The sequence below is a fragment of the Nocardia sp. NPDC051321 genome (assembly GCF_044455225.1).
Taxonomy (GTDB): Bacteria; Actinomycetota; Actinomycetes; order Mycobacteriales; family Mycobacteriaceae; genus Nocardia.
In genome coordinates this window covers 155,567-171,975 of the sequence record NZ_JBITEM010000005.1, presented here as the reverse complement: position 1 = coordinate 171,975, position 16,409 = coordinate 155,567, and the positions used below count along the sequence as shown (strand labels likewise).

Genomic DNA, 16,409 nt, shown 5'->3' with positions numbered 1-16,409 from the left:
TTAATATTAACCACGCAAGATTCTGGTGTGGCCCGAATCTTGGATGGCGGTCCCGTCTGAAAGGTGTTCTCCACCAGCGGCATCTGGTCCGCACCGTCGCTCGGTGGCGGCTGTCGTACGGCGCTTGTGCACTGACGAAATAACCTTACTACTAGTAAGGCCAATATGGTTATCGACGGTCCGGTGCGGGATCGCCGAGCCCGTCGGCTGGGGAGAAGCGCTCATGTCGGGACGGAGCCATCCGCGAAATCAGCTCTCGCACAATGGTCTAGCTGTCGGAGGTCGCAGCGCGCGAGATCGCCGACCGCGCGCGCGACAAGATGGTCACGACCGGACGTTGGAGCCGTTCGGTGAGTCGCTCGCGATCCTGTGCGGCCAGGGCGTCGAGTATCAGGCGGAACTGCACTGTCGACTCTTGCGGCGCGGCCAGGATGTCGTAGTTGTGCGCACGATAGGACGCCGTGCGCGCCCAGAGCCGTTCGATTTCAGCAATGATGAGCGTGCGGTGGCACAGGCGGTAGATGGACAGGTAGAGGTCCGCCATCGCACCCCTCGCGAGGTCGGGTCGGCCTGCCATCGCCTCGGCTTCGATCCGGTCGACGTGCGCGGACAGCTCGGCCAGCACCTCGGGGCTCGGCCACTCGAGCGTGCGGAGCGCCTCGGCCTCCAGTAGGTCGCGCATGGTGTAGAGCTGCTCCACCTCATCGTTGCTGAACTTCGCGACGAAGTAGCCCTGGTTCAGCCCATGCGTGAGCAGGCCCTCGTTGCTCAGTATCTCCAGGGCTTCCCGGACCGGCGGGCGGCTGACGCCGCACCGCTCTGCCCAGGCCTGCTGACGGAGCTGCTCTCCCGGGGAGAGCTCGCCGTTGACGATGGCGCCACGAATGGCATCGAGGACCTTCGCCGTGGTGCTGCTCGCGGGGCGGGTAGATGCGGCCGCCCGGCGGTCGGTGCCGGCCTGCTCGGCACCGCTGTTGACAGCGTCATTGCTCACCTTCATGATTGAAAACATAATTGAATACATTTTTGAAGACAAGTTTGAGGGCGGAACCTGGCGGTCCCGTGCCGGACCGAAACGGAGAGATCATGCCGATGCGGCTCGGTGCGTCGCTCCTGGGCAGAACTGCCGAAGGCGCACATCGAAGGACTGGAAGTCTTGCGTGGTTAATATTAACTATGCAAGACTCAAGGAATGAACGATATGGCTTACCTCGCCCGGACCTCAGTCCCCCTGTTCTGGCCGCTGGTCGCGGTCATCGGTGCACTCGTCGCCACCCGGCACAGTCCTTCTCGCGCAGCCACATTGGAGACCTGGCAACGGTGGTGGGCCGTCGTCGCGCTCGGGTTCGGCAGTCTGTGGATGACGTTCACCTTCCTCACGGTGCCGGAGGTGATGGCGACCGCGATCGGGTTCAATTCGACTCCGTTCCAGTTCGAGATCGCGTTCGCCAACCTCGGGCTCGCGGTCATGGGTTTCCGTGCCGTGTCGGCCTCGGCCCGTGAGCGGATCACCATCGGTCTGGGTGCGGGAATGTTCTTGTGGGGCGCGTTGATCGGCCACGTCTACCAGTGGTTCGCCCATGGGGATCACGCTCCTGGCAACACCGGTGGAGTTCTGGTGTGTGACCTGCTGTTCCCCGCGGTCATGATCGTCCTGGCCTACCGCGCGCAACGACTGTCCACTACCGAACGCCCCGCCCACGCTGCCTCGCCGCAGACGCTGCCGGCTTTGTAGGCCCAATCAATCGACGCCGCACCGCAAGTCGGATCGGTCGGTCGTCGTGGCCATCGGCGCTCGTGCCGCCGGAGCCGGCGATCAGAACCACCATGGAGTTGCAGCAAGAGAGAGATGACATCAGATGAGTGAAGACATCGTGGAGGACGTTCGGTGGCGGGGTTCGTGGGCAGTGGTCGCTGGTTCGACGGGGGGTGTCGGGCGGGAGACGGCGTTGCGGCTGGCTGAAGACGGGTATTCGATCGTGGTCTGTGGCTGCGACGGTGCTGGTGCGGAGGAGACCCGCAAATTGATCGAGTGGGCCGGGGGGCGGGCGGTGGATCTGGTAGTCGATCTGGGTGATGCCGCGGCGGTGCGTCGGTTGATCGCCGAAATGATCGGGTTGGTCGGCGGTGCGCCGGTGGAGGTGTTGGTCAACAATGCCGGTGCGGCGGATTACGGGTCGGCCGAGGACATCTTCGACACGGTGTTCAACCGAAATGTGAAGGCGCCCTTGGTTTTGACCGGCGCGCTCGCGCCGCTCATGGCTAAGCGTGGCCGGGGAGCGATCGTCAATGTGGGTGGGTTCGGCGCCTCGGTGGGGGATGGGGGCCAGGCGCAGGCCGCGAAGGCGGCGTTGATCATGTTGACCAGGTTGTGGTCGGCGGAGTACGGGCCGAAGGGGGTGCGGGTCAATTTCGTGGATCCCGGCCATCTGTTCCCTTCAGCTCAGGAGCGCCGAACGGAACTGGATCCGGGATACCCGCACGGTGTGTCGGCCGGCGCTGGTGGGCCGGTCGAGGTCGCGGAGACCATCCGGTTCCTCGTCTCACCTCGGGCTGCCGCTATACAAGGCGCCCTATTGACCATGGCCGGAGCGGTAGACGCGGCGGAAAGTTATGGCTGCCCGTCCGCGCCGGCGTAAGGCCTGGCACTGCGGCACGTTTCGCGGCGATTGACGTCGTCGGCGATATTCTGATTGACTTACAGTCAACTCAATTGTCCACCGGACAGCCTCGATGTTCGAATGTGAGGGACCAGTTGTCAGCACAGCGGAACCCGGGTACTCGCTGGACGAGGCATCCGGAACTTCGGTTATCGGTACTGGGACCGGTAGCGGCGTGGTTGGACAACCATCGCCTGGATATCGGCGCCCCGCAGATGCTGGCCGTGCTTGCGATACTCGCGACCGAACACGGGTGCACACTGACAGCGGCGCAGCTGATCGAGCGAGTATGGTCCGACGACCCGCCGACCTCGGCAATCAGTGTGCTGCGCAATCATATATCCGCCCTGCGCAGAGAGTTCGATGCGCACGGCGGTGCGGGTGCCGGGTTCGAGTGGCTCGATTCGACTCAGGGCGGGTATCGACTGTGCCTGCCGGTGCGGTTCGATGTCGCGGAGGTCGAGGCACTTCTTGCCGCCGCCGACGCCGACCGCCGATCGGGAGTGGTGGATCGGGCGGAAACCAAATTGGGTACAGCGCGGAGTCTTTGGCGGGGCGACCCCTTGGTCGGTCTACCCGGACCGTGGGCAGGCCAGGAGCGCAACCGCTTGGCCAGGCTGCGTTCGGAGTTAGGTGAGGCGACGATCTTGGTCGCGCTGGATCTCGGCCGGTATTCGGCGGCGGTCATGGAAGCGCAGACGCTCGTCGCGGCCGAACCACACACTGAGCGCTGGCACGAACTGCTCATGGTCGCGCTCTCCCGCGGCGGGCGGCGGGTCGAAGCGCTCGACGCGTATCGCAACGCACACCGCGTGCTCGCCGACGAATTCGGCCTCAGTCCCGGCCCGGAGATAGTCAAGCTGCATCAGCAGCTGCTTTCGGCCGAGCGGCCGCGATTGGCCGCCACGAAACTGCCTCCCGATCTCGCCGATTTCGTTGGACGCGCGAATCTGGTGCACGAGCTCGCCGAGGTGCTCGGCGCCGAACATCGGCCGGTGATCGCGATCACCGGCATGGGCGGCATCGGAAAGACCGCACTCGCCATGCATCTCGCTCATCACGTGCGCACCCACTATCCGGACGGGTCGTTGTATCTCGATCTCGGCGGTCTGGACGAGCACCCTCCCTCGGCCGAGATGTTGCTGACGGTCGCATTGCGAAAGATCGGTGTCCGGCCCGACGAGCTGCCGCCGGACGTGGCTGGGCGAACAGCCTTGTGGCGCAACACCGTAACGGACAAGCGCATACTGCTGATCCTGGACAACGCGCGCGACGTCGACCAGCTCACCCCGCTGCTACCAGGCACCGGCGCGGCGGCAGTGCTGGTCACCAGCCGGTCGAGCTTGGCGGAACTGTTCGGTGCGCGACTGGTCCCGCTCGGCGTCCTCACCACCGACGAAGCACGGACGCTGCTGCAGCGGCTGGTGACCACGCGACGGTTGACGGACGAGCCCGGCGCGGCCCGCGAGATCCTGCGCGCGTGCGGCAACCTGCCCGTCGCATTGCGCATCGTCGGTGCCCGACTCGCGACCCGGCCCGGCTGGCGACTCACCACGGTCGCCGAGCGACTGGCCGATGAGCAGCGGCGGCTGACTGAACTCACCCTCGGCAACACCAGCGTGGAATCGGTGTTCTGGGGGAGCTATCGCCTCCTGGTGCCCGAGCTCGCGCGCGCCTTCGTCCTGCTCGCGTTCGCCGAAGCGCCCGAGCTGTCGGTCGCGGCCGTCGCCGCGCTGCTGGACCGGGATCGGGCCGAAGCCGAGCAGCTCTGCGAGGCCCTCGTCGATCGCGGCATGTTGCAGACACCGACGCACGGTAACTACCGGCAGCACAACCTGATGCGGCTGTTCGCTCGCACGGTGGCCGATCCCGACCAGCGTCGCGAATCGCCGCAGGCACTGTGCCGACTGCGCGATTTCTGCACCTCGGCCGCACCGCGCTTCACCGGCGAACGCGATGGCACCGCGGCGCTGGGCGCCGCTCTACTCATGACGGAAATGCGTGCCCTGTGAGGACCGAAACATCCCGAACCCCAGCACTTCCGGTCACCCGGCCGACCGGCTGCCCCTTCGACCCGCCCGCCGAGTACGCCGCCTTGCGCGATACCGAGCCGGTGCGCGCGGTGCGCTGCCCGACGGGCATCGACGCCTGGCTGGTGACCCGCTACGACGACGTTCGTGCCGTGCTGGCCGACCGGACGATGAGCTCTCGTGGCGCGGCCTCGGTGCACATCCTCCCGAACGCCGGTCTCGACGAGGTGCTGCCCGGTTCGGTCATCCAGCTCGACGGCAAAGACCATGCGCGGCTGCGCAAGATGGTGATCGCGGAGTTCACCGTTCGCCGCGTCGAGGCGATGCGCGACTACGTGCGAACGGTGGTGGACGGTCACCTCGACACGATGCTCGCGCAACCCGGTCGCGCGGATCTGGTGCGAGACTTCGCCTCTCCGATCACGCTGCTGATGATTTCCGAGCTCCTCGGCGTGCCACCGGCCTACCGTCGGCAGTTCCAGAGCATGAGCACGACGCTGCTCAGCAGCGATGCCACGCCCGAACAAACGCAGCAGGCCACCGCCGGGCTGCGCGATTATCTGGCCGAGCTGTTCGCCGACAAGCAGAAGAACCCACGCGAGGACCTATTCAGCCGGATGATCGTGCGCGGCGAGGCCGATCATCACGGTTGGCCGAGTTCAGTGCCGCGACCAGCAGGAGGCGCTCACCCGGCTGTTCCGGCGAGTACCGAGCCTGCGACTCGCGGTGCCGCGCGAAGCGCTGGAGTACAAGGACAACACGCTGGTGTATGGCGTGCGCCGGCTTCCGATCGCCTGGGACTGAGCCACCGCCAGGGACTGAGCCTCAGCGCGCGAACACCTGTGCTTCATCGGTGAATGCCTTGAACTCCAGGGAATTACCGGCCGGATCGCGGAAGAACATCGTCCACTGCTCGGCGGGCTGGCCGGGGAACCGCTGGTAGGGCTCGATCAGGAATTCCGTTCCTGCCGTGCGCAATCGCTCCGCCAGCACGTGAAAGTCCTTGTGCGGCAACAGTAGACCGAAGTGTGGTATCGGCACGTTGTGTCCGTCGACCTCGCTGGTCCCCGGCGCGACGGATCGCCTGGGAACGAGATGGGTGACGAGTTGGTGGCCGTGCAGATTCCAGTCGATCCAGTGATCGGTGCGGCGTCCTTCGTCGAGTCCGAGGATACCGCCGTAGAACTGGCGGGCCGCGTCGAGGTCGTCGACCGGAATGGCGAGGTGTACGGCGGGACGGGTTGGCATCGGCGAGACTCCTTCGATTCGAGCGGATTCTCACCTTGCCCGAGGCCATGTCCGTATGTCAACATTCGTACATGACCACATCACTCCCCAAGGCGGCCCGCCGCGGATTGGCCGACGAGGCCGCCGACGTCATCCGCCAGGCGATCTTCGCCGGTGACTTCGCGCCGGGTGCGCCGCTGCGCGAGGTCGAACTCGCCGCCGCGCTCGGCATCAGCCGAGGATCGGTGCGCGAGGGTCTTGCGCTGCTGGGACGCGAGGGGCTCGTTCGGGGCGGCTGGCACCGCGGCACCAGCGTTATCGAGATCACCGAGCATGATGTCGAGGAGGTCTACGCGGTCCGCGGCGCGTTGGACCGGCTGGCGGCGGTGACCGCCCAGTCGGTGCTGAGTGCCGCTCAATTGGCGCGGCTGGACGAGCTCGTCGCTGCGATGGCGGCCGAACTCGCCGGCCAGGCATCAGGGCCGAGGCTGCTCGCCCTCGACATCGACTTCCACGACTACATTTACGAGTCGACCGGAAACAATCGGCTCTGTCAGGCATGGCACGCGGTGCGATCGCAGGTCTATCTGTTCCAAACGCGCCGTGTCGCTAGCGGATACGAGCACTATCGGGAGCGGGTGGTGGAGGAGCATCGCGAGTTGGTCACGCTGTTGCGCTCCGAGGACCGGGAGTCGCTGGCCCGATGTGCGGAGCACCATGTGGACACCGCCCGCCAGAACCTGCTCGCCAGTCTGCGTACCTGAGTGTTCGGATCGATGGGGCCCGCCGCAGTGCGCGGCCCGGCTCGGCGAGTCGGACGCCAGTCCGCTTGTTTGACGGCCGTCGGATAGTCTGATTGACTCCTGGTCAAATCAGATGATTCTTAGTAACCCTAATATGGGACTTGGTGTCAAAAGTGTTGCAATCACAGCGTTTATCGGATCGGGATCGATTAGTTGGTCGCCTCGGAAGCGCCGATCCTGTCCGGCATCGCGCGCCATGGTGAATCGGTTGCGCACCAGAGTCACCCAGGCCGTGGCGGCTGCCCCCTACCGAGAACGGAGGTGGCAATTGCTTGCCGCACTCGCCGGCCATCGACCGCCCGCCGCGCTGGTGGCGGGCCTACTCGCTGTGCACACCACAACCGAATCCGGCGCCACTATCCGGTTCGAGCGCCGTCCCGGCGGGACGAGCGGGCCCGGCCGCGATGATTCGCGGTTGCTGGAAACCGTCGTCAACCTCTCGCATGAGCTGTCGCCGTCGTGCCGATTCGAGTTCGGCGATCATGCGGAATATTTCGCGAAGCTCACCTGGCCGTGCGAGTGCGGCAAGAGGGAGAGGACATCAGATGAGTGAGGGCATTGTGCGGAACGGGTGCGGTTCGTGGGCGGTGGTCACCGGGTCGACGGGTGGTGTCGGTCGGGAGGTTGCGTTGCGGTTGGCGGAGGATGGGTATTCGATCGTGGTCTGTGGCAGCGACGGTGCGAAGGAGACTCGTCAGCTGATCGAGTGGGCCGGGGGACGGGCGGTGGACCTGGCCGTCGATCTCGGTGAATCCGCGGCGCTGCGACGGTTCATTGCCGAGATTGCCGGTGTGGTGGCGGATGCTCCGGTGGAGGTGTTGGTCAACAATGCCGGGGAGGCGGATTATGGATCGACCGAGGATATGTTCGATACGGTATTCAACCGGAATGTGAAGGCGCCGTTGGTGTTGACAGCGGCGTTCGCGCCGCTGATGGCCGAGCGTGGCCGGGGCGCGATCGTCAACGTGGGTGGCCCCGGAGCCTCGGCGGGGGATGCGGGGCAACTGCAGGCGGCGAAGGCGGCATTGATGATGTTGACCAGGCTGTGGGCGGAGGAGTACGGGCCGAAGGGGGTGCGGGTCAATTCCGTCGACCCGCGCTACGCGCCTACTCGCCACGGCGGTCGGCGCGCCGAGGTCGCCGAGGCCATACGGTTCCTCGTCTCACCGCGAGCCACCGCCATCCAGGGCGCCGTAGTGACCATTAGCGCGGAGGCGGGTGCCTTCGACAGTGGTGATTGTCTGTCGGCACCCGTGTGAAACCGAGCCTGCTACGAAATCGACGCCGAACCGCGCTCCCGGAAACGTTGTTCGAATCCTTCGGCGTACAGCGACGGTGCGGTGGACGAGGAGGATTGTTCGATGACTCCGTCGTCGGCAATGTAGAAGATGGCGCGGCCGATGGCGATTTCGCCGGGTTCGGTGGGCACGAAGACCATCCAGCCGACGTCGAGGCGTTCGGCGACGAGTTCGTCGAGCGGGTAACCGGTGGTGTCCACGCCGAGCTCCAGGATGTAGTCGCGGACCAGGGTGATGGCCTGGTTCTGGGGGAGTGGCTCTAGATCGGTGACGGTGAGGCCGGCCAGGTTCAGCTGATAGAAGGCGGCGTCGACGTTGTCGGCGGCATTGTCGAAGAAGGCGGTCACCGTGTCCCGGGTGACCACTCCGGTTTCGGCGGCGGCGACGAGTGTGGCCGCGGCGTCGCGCTGGTGCTCGGTCGGCTCGTCGCCGAGCACAGCGCAGAGGATGTCGGCGACCGTCTGGGCCGACCACACGCCGGGGACGGCCGCGCTGAACTCGGCGGCGTCCGGTGATTCGCCGCGGTGCCAGCTGCCGCGCTCCCACCAGTAGCAGAACGACAGTTGGCCTTGGGCGGCACGGGGATTGAGTACCTGGTTGGCTACCCAGTCCGGGGCGCCGGCATACAGGTCGGGTAGCGGCTCGTCGGCGTTGTAGGCGGCGTCGAGGTCGGGGGCGTTCCACAGTCCGCCGGAGAGGACGGCGCGGCCGCCGGGCAGGATGAACAGGGTGGCGCCGCTGCGCGTGGCACCCTCGAAGATGCCGAGCGCGGGCCGGATTCGCGGTCCCAGTTCGGAGCCGACGGCGACGAAAGCGGCCGCGATCGTGGCCCAACGGGCCCACAGCACGGGCAGCGGGGGGAAGTCGTCGCGGGAGAGCGTCGAGGTGATGCCCGCGTCGCGGTCGGCGCGGGCCTGTGCGGCGGCGTCCGTCGGCGAACGCCACTGCCGCTCGTCGTGGAATATGTATGCGGCCAGCCACACCGGAACCCGTTCGCGGGGAAAGGCTTCCAGGTCAGCGCGATAGGCGTCGGCGGGCAGTAGTTGATCGTCGGGGAACGGTTCGTCGGCGTAGTCGTAGTCGACTTCGACCTCGCCGGTCTGGTCGAGGTCGATGAGCATCCGCCACCATGGGCCGTCGCCGAGGCCCGCGGAGATGTCGCGGTGCAGCCGGACGAGTTCGCTGACCTGGGCAGGTGGTTCGGTCTGCGAGACCTGATCGTCGTCGTCGTAGTACAGGATGTAGGCCACGCCGCCCGCGATGGTCAGGGAGAAGAACGCCTGCAGGTGTTGCCAGCCCTCGGGGCCGCTGGCGCCGAGTTCGCGGGCGATGCGGTGGGCGAGCTCGGTCGCCTGCTGTTCGATCGTCAGCAGCTCGGGTGCCGGGTTCTCGGTTGCCTGCTCGTCGGCGGGGTCGGCAAGGTGCGCGTCGTCTGCTTGCGGCTCGCTCGGCTGTGCGTCGGCGTCCGCGTCGATGTTCCCCGGATTCGCATCGGCCGCCGCCGGAGCGGTCTCCCCGGTGTCCGCGGGCGGCGCGGTGCTCGGTGCAGCCGATTTGCCCAGGGTGAAGCCGATATCGATCGCGCTGTCGGCGGCGGAGTCTTCGGGTCGCAGATCGTTCGGCTGCGGATCAGTCATCGGAACAAGCCCTCCGGGGTCCAGCTGTCAGGATCGGGCTCCAGACGCGGTCGCGACAGGCGGCCCTGGATTAGAACCATAGACGAATAGGCAAATCATTTGCCTGCAAGTCAAGCAGAATGCTACGGTTGACGTCAAACACTGCGCTACCGGCGCGGTGCGGTGCGCCTTGCGAAAATCGTTGACCGTCAGGAGGTTTCGTCATGGTCGACAGCCGGAGGACTGAAAGTCGCCGGTCCGGGGCCGAGATCGATGACCTGATGGAAACGGTGGGCACGCACATCCGGTCGATCGCGGAAATGCAGCGCAAACGGAGCGAGCTCGTCGCAACGGCCAGTACTCAGGACAGGCGGATCACGGTCACCTGCAATGCGGATGGCGTACCGATCGACATCGACTTCGCCGACGACATCGACGACCTCGATTACGACGACATCGCGACGGGGGTGCTCGAAGCCGCGCAAGCGGCGGCCACCGAGGTCGCCACCATGGCCGAGGATTTGCTGGCTCCGGTGCGCACGGCGCGATCCCGGCTGCCCAGTTTGTCGGCGATGGTCGAGGGGATGCCCGATCTGCGCACGAATGTGCCTGAGCTGCAGCGGGCGTCGTTCGAGCCGAATCGTTTCCCGGCCGATGACGACTCCCGGCCCCGGCGGCGGTCGGTTATCGACAGCGAGTGATTCGCCGCCTGTGGTGACGAAGATCGAGGCCTCGGTAGGTACTCGCCTGCGGTGGGGTTCGCGCGGGTGAGTCTCCCGTTTCCGCCTCCGCTGCAATGGCTGTTCTATCTGGTGGGTGGTGAGTGGCCGAAGGGCGACGAGGACAAGATGTTCTCGATCGACGGCCATTTCCAGACGGCGGCAGACGGCCTGGATGGTTTGATCGACCAGTTGAAGAAGGCCTGCGACAAAGCGTCCGAGAGTTACTCGGGCCCGGGCGCGGATGAGATGAAACGCCAGTTCGACCAATTCTTTTCCGGCGATCAGGCAATTTCGCACCAGGTGGACGCGTTGCGGGGGCTGGGCACCTCGAGCCATCAGACGGGTGCCTCGATCGAGCACACGAAGCTGCAGCAAATCTTCACCCTGTCATTAGCCGGCGCCGAGATCGCGTACCTGCTGACGACCTGGTTCGGCGCGGCAATGGTTCCAGCGGTGGAACTCGAAACCGAAGGCGTGGTGACGGGCATCAACCGCGCCTCGGCCTCGCGGCTCGGCTGGATGATCGAGCACTCCGCCGCGATCCAGGCGATGCCGCTGTGGAAACTGACCGCGATAAGCAGCGTGGTGCAGGGCGGCCTCGGCCTGCTGACCGAGGTCGGGGTGGAGGGCATTCAGAAGGCGAAGGGGCATATCAGCGGCTACGACTTGAAGCAGATCTTCGTCGCCGGAGCCATCGGCGTGGCAGGCGCCGCGGCGGGCGTGCCGGTTGGCAGCTTCATCGGCAAAGGCCTGAGTAATTGGGTCGCCAAGAACTTCGAGATGACGGGCGCGAAGGCCTTCGGCATCGGCATGACCGCCAGCATCGGCGGCGGTTTAGCAGGTGTCGGTGCGGGTTTCGTTACCGGTGGGTTACTGACCGGGGAGTGGGATTTCGATCCGGCCATGATCGCCGGAGCCGTGCTCAACCCTGCTGGCGTGCTCGGCGCCCTGCGCGGCGTGTCCAGAGGGGGACCGGGCAAGGCGTTGTCCATGTCTCCCGTCGATTTGAAGGCTCATGCGAAAGCCATCGACGGCAGCGCTGCCCGTTCTGGATCGGGCAAGGACGATGGTTCGGGTGGAGGCGGTACTACTGGTGAAAAGGCGAGTGCGGAAGAATCCACGCCGACGCCGTCGCATGCTGCGGATACCGAGAACAACCGCTCCGTGGTCGGGCGTTCGCAAAGCGTTCCCGGCAGAGCGTCGTCCGGCCACGGACCCCTCGCCGCCACATCCCCGGCGTCCGGCCGCGCCGGGGCAGCTCGACCGACATCCATAGGCGTCGGCAGTATTTCGGCGAAGAGCGTGCTGCGGGGACGCTCGGGTTCGTTCGGCTCGAACGCCGATGACGGGTCCGCGTCGCATGTTTCGGCAGCGTCGTCCCCAGCGCACCGGTCCGTCAGTGCGCCGCCACCGGCCAGCCGCGGGTTCGAGTCCCATTCCGAGCAGGTGTCCCGGTCCTCGTACCCGGCTCCACACAACGACGTGCGGGTGTCGTCGGAGAAGAGTTCGGTTGCTCCCGAACATCTTTCGCCGGAGACATCGGTTGCTGCGCGCTCCGGCGGCGAATTCGCTTCCTCCGTATCCCATCCCGGCGAGGCGTCGTCGGTGCGCGGTTCGAACGGGCACGAGCCGCCGCCCAGCCAGGCGGAGTCTCGGCCGTCGTCGAGGGCCTCGTCCACCGACAGCGGGATGGACTCACAAAGCCGGGGCCGGTCCACCGATGGGGTGTCGACGAATGGCACCCGGAGTGGCTCCGAAATCTATACTCGGCCAACGACACCGGACTCCGAGCAGATCCGTGGCCGGTCGGGGGCGCCGATCACCTCGGCGTCCGAGGGCGGGTCGCAGGCGCGGATCACCGCGGCACACAACGAGTCCGGCCCGGCCGGGCAGCGTCCGGTTGCCGCCAGGGAAGACCAGTCGCCGGTCTCGTCGCGGGCGGCGTCACCGGAGCGCACGGTCGGCCCTGCGGCCGGGGCGCGGCCGGAAAGCCCGACGGGACATAGCGGGTCCGGCTCGGAAGCCGGGCAGATCCGCGCCAACCGCAACTCGGGTGACGATACCCGTACGCATCCGGAAAATGTTGTGCGGGAACGCAAAAGCGGTACCGGCGAGACCGAAGACCGTTCGATTCGACGGCCGCGGACGCACCTGTCCGACACAAAAGACGGCCCGGCTGTTTCCGCGCAGCCTCCTCGACGAGCAGCCGAGCTGCCGACGGACTCCGTTGCCGAGACCGGCGAGCAACTTCGCGCCCCGGAGGCACGTGATGATTCCGGCCTGCTGGTTTCAGAGCGGCACAGCACATCTCGTCCCGACACCTCCGTCGGTAGCCACCGAACCGACCCCTCGCGCAGGACGCCCGGCGCCGACGAGCCGATGGACCGGCGCGTGGCAGAACTGCGAAATCGCTTGCGGGACTCGGCCGAGATCCGTGACCACTCGGCGGTAGCCGAGGCCCGAAGCCGGCTGGCAGCCGCGAAGAAGAACGTCGATGACAGCGATGTCTTGCTGGATAGCAAGGGCGAGGTAAAGCACGTCGAGCAGGGATCGAAAGCTGCAGAGGCGCTACGTGAGTCGCATGATGACGCCGCGGCCGAGTACAAAGCTGCACAGCGCGCGCATGAAGCGGCAATAGAGCATGCGGTGCAGGAGCGCTATGCGGAGTTGCAGGCCGAATCGAAGGCCGGAATCGCCGCGATCGACCGCGAGAACGCCCGGGTGCTCGCCGATACCGAGACACAGTTCACCGAGAAGCGGGGCCGTCTCGGGCAGATTCGCGGTGATCTGGAGGAAGCCAAGCATGCCTACAACAATGCGCTCGACGAGTCCGAGGCGAGGGTGCGCGGTGGTCTGGAGGAGCGGATCAGGGCGGCGCGGGAACGGGTGGACCAGGAACGGGCCGCCTTGGAAAGGAGCAGGCGCGACTATGACGGCGAGGCCGCCGATGACGAGCCGCGGCTGCAGCGACTCGAGGGGCTGAAGCAGGAGATCAACGCCCGTACCGAGCAGTTGCGGTCGGAGATGGTCGCGCATGAGGCGCTGGTGCGGGTCGCGGCCGGTGATCACTCGGCCGAGTTGAAGTCGATGGCAGCCGCGCGGGAGAAGTTGTTTCGGGAAACTGCCGGTGATCGTTCGGCGGCGTTGGCGACGGTCCAGGCCGAACGTGATCGGTTGCACAAGCGTTGGGGCGGAAGGGGTGTCGCTTCCGATGTGTTGGGATGGCTGCGGCCGGAGGTGCGGGCCGGGCGGCAGGAGCTTGCGCAGGCACAGGAGCGGGCGGGGGAGCTGACCGCCGAACTGGCGGAGCATCTTTCGGCTGCGGACAAAGACTTCCAGTCCAAGGTGGACGCGCGGGTAGCGGAACTGAAGCACGCGTTGGCTGATCGGGAGGCCGAGGCGAAGGCTCGTACGGGTGTGGATGAGCTGAAGTCTCGGCTGGACGAGCAGACCGCGGCGTATGTGCAGGCGTTCGCGGAGTTCAAGAGCGGTGGACTGGAGATTCTGGGGAAGCGCTGGGAGGTTTCGCGGACTGCGGGGGCAACGGATGTGGCGGCGTTCGAGGCCGGACTGGTCGACCGTGTGACGGCGTTCAGGGCTGCGGCGGCTAAGGAACGGCAGGCACAGGAGAAGTTCCTCGAACTCGCCAACATCTACGACCAGGAGGTGTGGCAGCGGTCGGATGAGGTGGTGGCGCGGGCCCCCGACGACGAGGTCAAGAACATGGTCAACGACGGTTCGCCCGTGGAGAAGTTCGTGGGTATCCGTGAGTATGTGCGCCGGGCGACGGGATACGACGTCGAGGCGAAGGGCGGCCGCGACCTGAGGGATACCCAGCTGTTCGGGCTCATGTCCCACGTTTCCGGCTTGCGGACCGGTGAGGGCAAAACGCTGGTGACGCTGGCTAAAGCGTGGGTGGCCGCCCGCGAGGGTGGGCGGGTGTACGTGACGACCAGCGGCGACAATCAGGTCGGGGATCTGATTCGCGAGTTCGGAAAGTTCGGTAACGCGTCCTCACGCATCGGTGGCCTGGATGTGCAGGTGGACCGGATGGTCAACGAGGAGGATCTGCCCAAGCTGAGAGAGGGCGCGGGGCACATCGTGGTCGCCACGATGTACGACATGAAGAACCGGGTCCTGCACGAGGAGTCGCGGATGCTGGGCCGCCTCGAAGAAAAGGGCATGCCGAAGGAAGAGATCGAGGCGTTGCGTGACCGTTTCAATCTGGAGCGGCCCGACCTGGACGAGATGACGGAGATTTTCAACGACGCTGCTGCCCGGCACGGTCTGGATGATCGGTTCGAGCCGTTCCCCCCGGGCAGGCACATTGCCGACGAAATAGACACCTTGGGCAACGAGGAATCGGTCCTGACGCCCGGCAATCCCGAGAAGATGGCCGCCGACCAGGTCGCGATTCGCCAGCAGGTCCACGATCGGGTCGAGGCGGCCGTGGCGTTGCCGGAGGATCCGTTGACGGCCGCGCATTTCGGCAAGCCCGAGGGCACCCGGGGCTTCTGGCCGGCCCACGCGTCCGCCGAGGTGATCGAGCGGCTCAATCGGGTGCCGGGACCGCGGGTTACCGAGGACGATCCGCTGCTGGCCGAGTACGCCCACAAGGCGGTGGCCAAATGGGGGCCCGAACGCAACAACGATTACCTCGAAGGCAGGGGCGACACCCCCACCTTGAACAAGATCAAGACGATGTCGACTACCGCCAAGGTGATGGCCGACCGGAACAAGGGGACCGAGACCCGTTTCCAGGGGGTGCATCCGTACCTGGAGCTGGAGGCGGGGGTGGATGTGATGGCGGAGTTGCCCAAGGAAGCGTTGCAGATGTCGGATGCGCAATTGCTCGGTACCCGGCTGCTGCAGGACACCCAGGGCCATTCCGGGACGGCGAAGCTCGCGGAGCAGAAGCTGTTCGAGCTTGGTGTTCTCAAAGGTCCGGTGCGCGACATCGATCCGTACTACAAGTCTCAGGTCAAGTTTTTGAAGGATCGGGAGTTCGACAGCACCGAAGACATGTTGAAGGACTTGGCAGGCCAGGTCGTGGAGGACGCGAAGCTCGAACTGGTGGTGCGGGACGGCCAGGTGGTCGATGTGCGGGGGACCGGGGTCAATCAGCTGGTCGGTGGCTTCGACAACCGGGATCTGCGTGGTGACGATATCCGGGTCGACGAGCACGGTCGGCCGGTCATCGTGGACGGCGAGCGGGTGCGGTTGTCGGGGTGGCGGGACAAGACCGACTCGGAGAAGGGTCTCGCCGACTGGATCGATGAGCTGGTCGAGCAGAAGGTGCGCGCCATGGCCGGTGACGAATTCACCGTCGCCGAGGGGACCAAATGGAAGTACGACATCCTCGATGGACGGTTCGACGACGGATTCGACAGCGCCGCCGAGGCCGAGCTGGCGGGCCAGCACATCATCGACAAATTCGGTGACAACAAGCGGAAGGACGCTGTACTCGCTCTCGTGAACCAGAACCGAATGCGTGGCACGGACTTCCAGACGGTTGAACGCTTGATCGAGGCGGGGACCGGTAATTCGGCCAAGTTCATCGGCGGTTCCAGATTCGGAGAGGCCGCGGTTGAGCAGGGTGATGGTCGAGTAGGCCGCGGTGGCCACGGACCCGACCGGGAAACCGATGGGACCCCCGGCACCGTCGGGCACTGGTATGCACCGAAGGACTACCAGGGCCCGATAGCGCACGACGGAGTCATCCGGCAGGTCATCGAATACCAGAACGCCGCCAAGACACACCGGCAGGCCGCTGCCGACCATGAGGCGAACCCGACTGCCGAGACCCGCAGCGCACTCAGCGACGCAAACAAGGCCCTACAGCACACCGAGCAAGTTCTGCACGACGAGACAAGGCCAACCCTGCAGCGCGCCGTCGACGAGCACCTCGCCGCATCCGCCCGCCCCCGGAACTACCGAGCCGGTGCCCTGCCCGCCCCGCACGAAGCGCCCTTCTCGAACACGCCGTCGCCGCAACCGGCTGCCCAATTCGCGCGCACCCCGCTAGACAACGTCGGACATGCACCACCGGGCAT

Annotated in this window: 11 protein-coding genes (1 of these 11 cut by a window edge); 8 read left to right on the top strand and 3 right to left on the bottom strand. The window is 66.1% G+C overall.

Annotated features, from left to right (window positions below):
* Nucleotides 1–268 precede the first annotated feature (268 nt).
* A complete protein-coding gene (locus tag ACIA8C_RS13010) occupies nucleotides 269–1,000 on the bottom strand; it encodes a GntR family transcriptional regulator (protein WP_397134081.1) in 732 nt (243 codons plus the stop codon).
* Nucleotides 1,001–1,192: 192 nt separating this feature from the next.
* On the opposite strand from ACIA8C_RS13010, the gene ACIA8C_RS13005 reads away from it, so the two are divergent.
* From ACIA8C_RS13005 to ACIA8C_RS12990, 4 genes are all read left to right on the top strand, one after another.
* On the top strand, nucleotides 1,193–1,735 hold the full coding sequence (locus ACIA8C_RS13005) for a DUF6790 family protein (RefSeq protein ID WP_397134079.1): 543 nt from the start codon (nucleotides 1,193–1,195) through the stop codon (nucleotides 1,733–1,735).
* Nucleotides 1,736–1,859: 124 nt separating this feature from the next.
* Nucleotides 1,860–2,639, top strand: coding sequence for an SDR family NAD(P)-dependent oxidoreductase (locus tag ACIA8C_RS13000; protein WP_397134077.1), 780 nt, complete (start codon nucleotides 1,860–1,862; stop codon nucleotides 2,637–2,639).
* 200 nt (nucleotides 2,640–2,839) lie between these two features.
* Nucleotides 2,840–4,672 (top strand): BTAD domain-containing putative transcriptional regulator, encoded by a 1,833-nt coding sequence (locus tag ACIA8C_RS12995; protein WP_397134075.1) that lies wholly within the window; start codon nucleotides 2,840–2,842, stop codon nucleotides 4,670–4,672.
* Nucleotides 4,669–5,547: a hypothetical protein gene (locus ACIA8C_RS12990; protein WP_397134073.1), complete on the top strand. Its 879-nt coding sequence runs from the start codon at nucleotides 4,669–4,671 to the stop codon at nucleotides 5,545–5,547. The genes ACIA8C_RS12995 and ACIA8C_RS12990 overlap by 4 nt, the downstream gene beginning before the upstream one ends.
* On the opposite strand, the gene ACIA8C_RS12985 is transcribed toward ACIA8C_RS12990, so the two are convergent.
* Nucleotides 5,516–5,938 (bottom strand): VOC family protein, encoded by a 423-nt coding sequence (locus ACIA8C_RS12985; RefSeq protein ID WP_397134071.1) that lies wholly within the window; start codon nucleotides 5,936–5,938, stop codon nucleotides 5,516–5,518. The two genes, ACIA8C_RS12990 and ACIA8C_RS12985, sit on opposite strands and share 32 nt — an antisense overlap.
* A 71-nt stretch (nucleotides 5,939–6,009) precedes the next feature.
* Between ACIA8C_RS12985 and ACIA8C_RS12980 the strand changes: the two genes are divergently transcribed.
* Both ACIA8C_RS12980 and ACIA8C_RS12975 read left to right on the top strand, forming a co-directional pair.
* The gene (locus ACIA8C_RS12980) at nucleotides 6,010–6,681 is read left to right on the top strand and encodes a GntR family transcriptional regulator (RefSeq protein ID WP_397134069.1); all 672 of its coding nucleotides are present in this window, start codon (nucleotides 6,010–6,012) and stop codon (nucleotides 6,679–6,681) included.
* Nucleotides 6,682–7,265: 584 nt separating this feature from the next.
* Nucleotides 7,266–7,979, top strand: coding sequence for an SDR family NAD(P)-dependent oxidoreductase (locus ACIA8C_RS12975; RefSeq protein ID WP_397134067.1), 714 nt, complete (start codon nucleotides 7,266–7,268; stop codon nucleotides 7,977–7,979).
* Between the two features lie 11 nt (nucleotides 7,980–7,990).
* On the opposite strand, the gene ACIA8C_RS12970 is transcribed toward ACIA8C_RS12975, so the two are convergent.
* A complete protein-coding gene (locus ACIA8C_RS12970) occupies nucleotides 7,991–9,655 on the bottom strand; it encodes a hypothetical protein (RefSeq protein ID WP_397134065.1) in 1,665 nt (554 codons plus the stop codon).
* 203 nt (nucleotides 9,656–9,858) lie between these two features.
* Between ACIA8C_RS12970 and ACIA8C_RS12965 the strand changes: the two genes are divergently transcribed.
* Nucleotides 9,859–10,335, top strand: coding sequence for a YbaB/EbfC family nucleoid-associated protein (locus ACIA8C_RS12965; RefSeq protein ID WP_397134063.1), 477 nt, complete (start codon nucleotides 9,859–9,861; stop codon nucleotides 10,333–10,335).
* A 66-nt stretch (nucleotides 10,336–10,401) separates the two neighbouring features.
* A protein-coding gene (locus ACIA8C_RS12960; RefSeq protein WP_397134061.1) for a T3SS effector HopA1 family protein crosses the window boundary here: on the top strand, nucleotides 10,402–16,409 show its start. It continues 39,592 nt past the right edge of the window; 6,008 of the gene's 45,600 nt are visible here — the first part of the coding sequence; its start codon is at nucleotides 10,402–10,404; its stop codon lies beyond the right edge, outside the window.

Coding starts and splice junctions, on each gene's coding strand:
- ACIA8C_RS12985 (WP_397134071.1), bottom strand. CDS start 5,938: ATGCCAACCCGTCCCGCCGTACACCTCGCCATTCCGGTCGACGACCTC.
- ACIA8C_RS12965 (WP_397134063.1), top strand. CDS start 9,859: ATGGTCGACAGCCGGAGGACTGAAAGTCGCCGGTCCGGGGCCGAGATC.
- ACIA8C_RS12980 (WP_397134069.1), top strand. CDS start 6,010: ATGACCACATCACTCCCCAAGGCGGCCCGCCGCGGATTGGCCGACGAG.
- ACIA8C_RS13010 (WP_397134081.1), bottom strand. CDS start 1,000: ATGAAGGTGAGCAATGACGCTGTCAACAGCGGTGCCGAGCAGGCCGGC.
- ACIA8C_RS12970 (WP_397134065.1), bottom strand. CDS start 9,655: ATGACTGATCCGCAGCCGAACGATCTGCGACCCGAAGACTCCGCCGCC.
- ACIA8C_RS13000 (WP_397134077.1), top strand. CDS start 1,860: ATGAGTGAAGACATCGTGGAGGACGTTCGGTGGCGGGGTTCGTGGGCA.
- ACIA8C_RS12975 (WP_397134067.1), top strand. CDS start 7,266: ATGAGTGAGGGCATTGTGCGGAACGGGTGCGGTTCGTGGGCGGTGGTC.
- ACIA8C_RS13005 (WP_397134079.1), top strand. CDS start 1,193: ATGAACGATATGGCTTACCTCGCCCGGACCTCAGTCCCCCTGTTCTGG.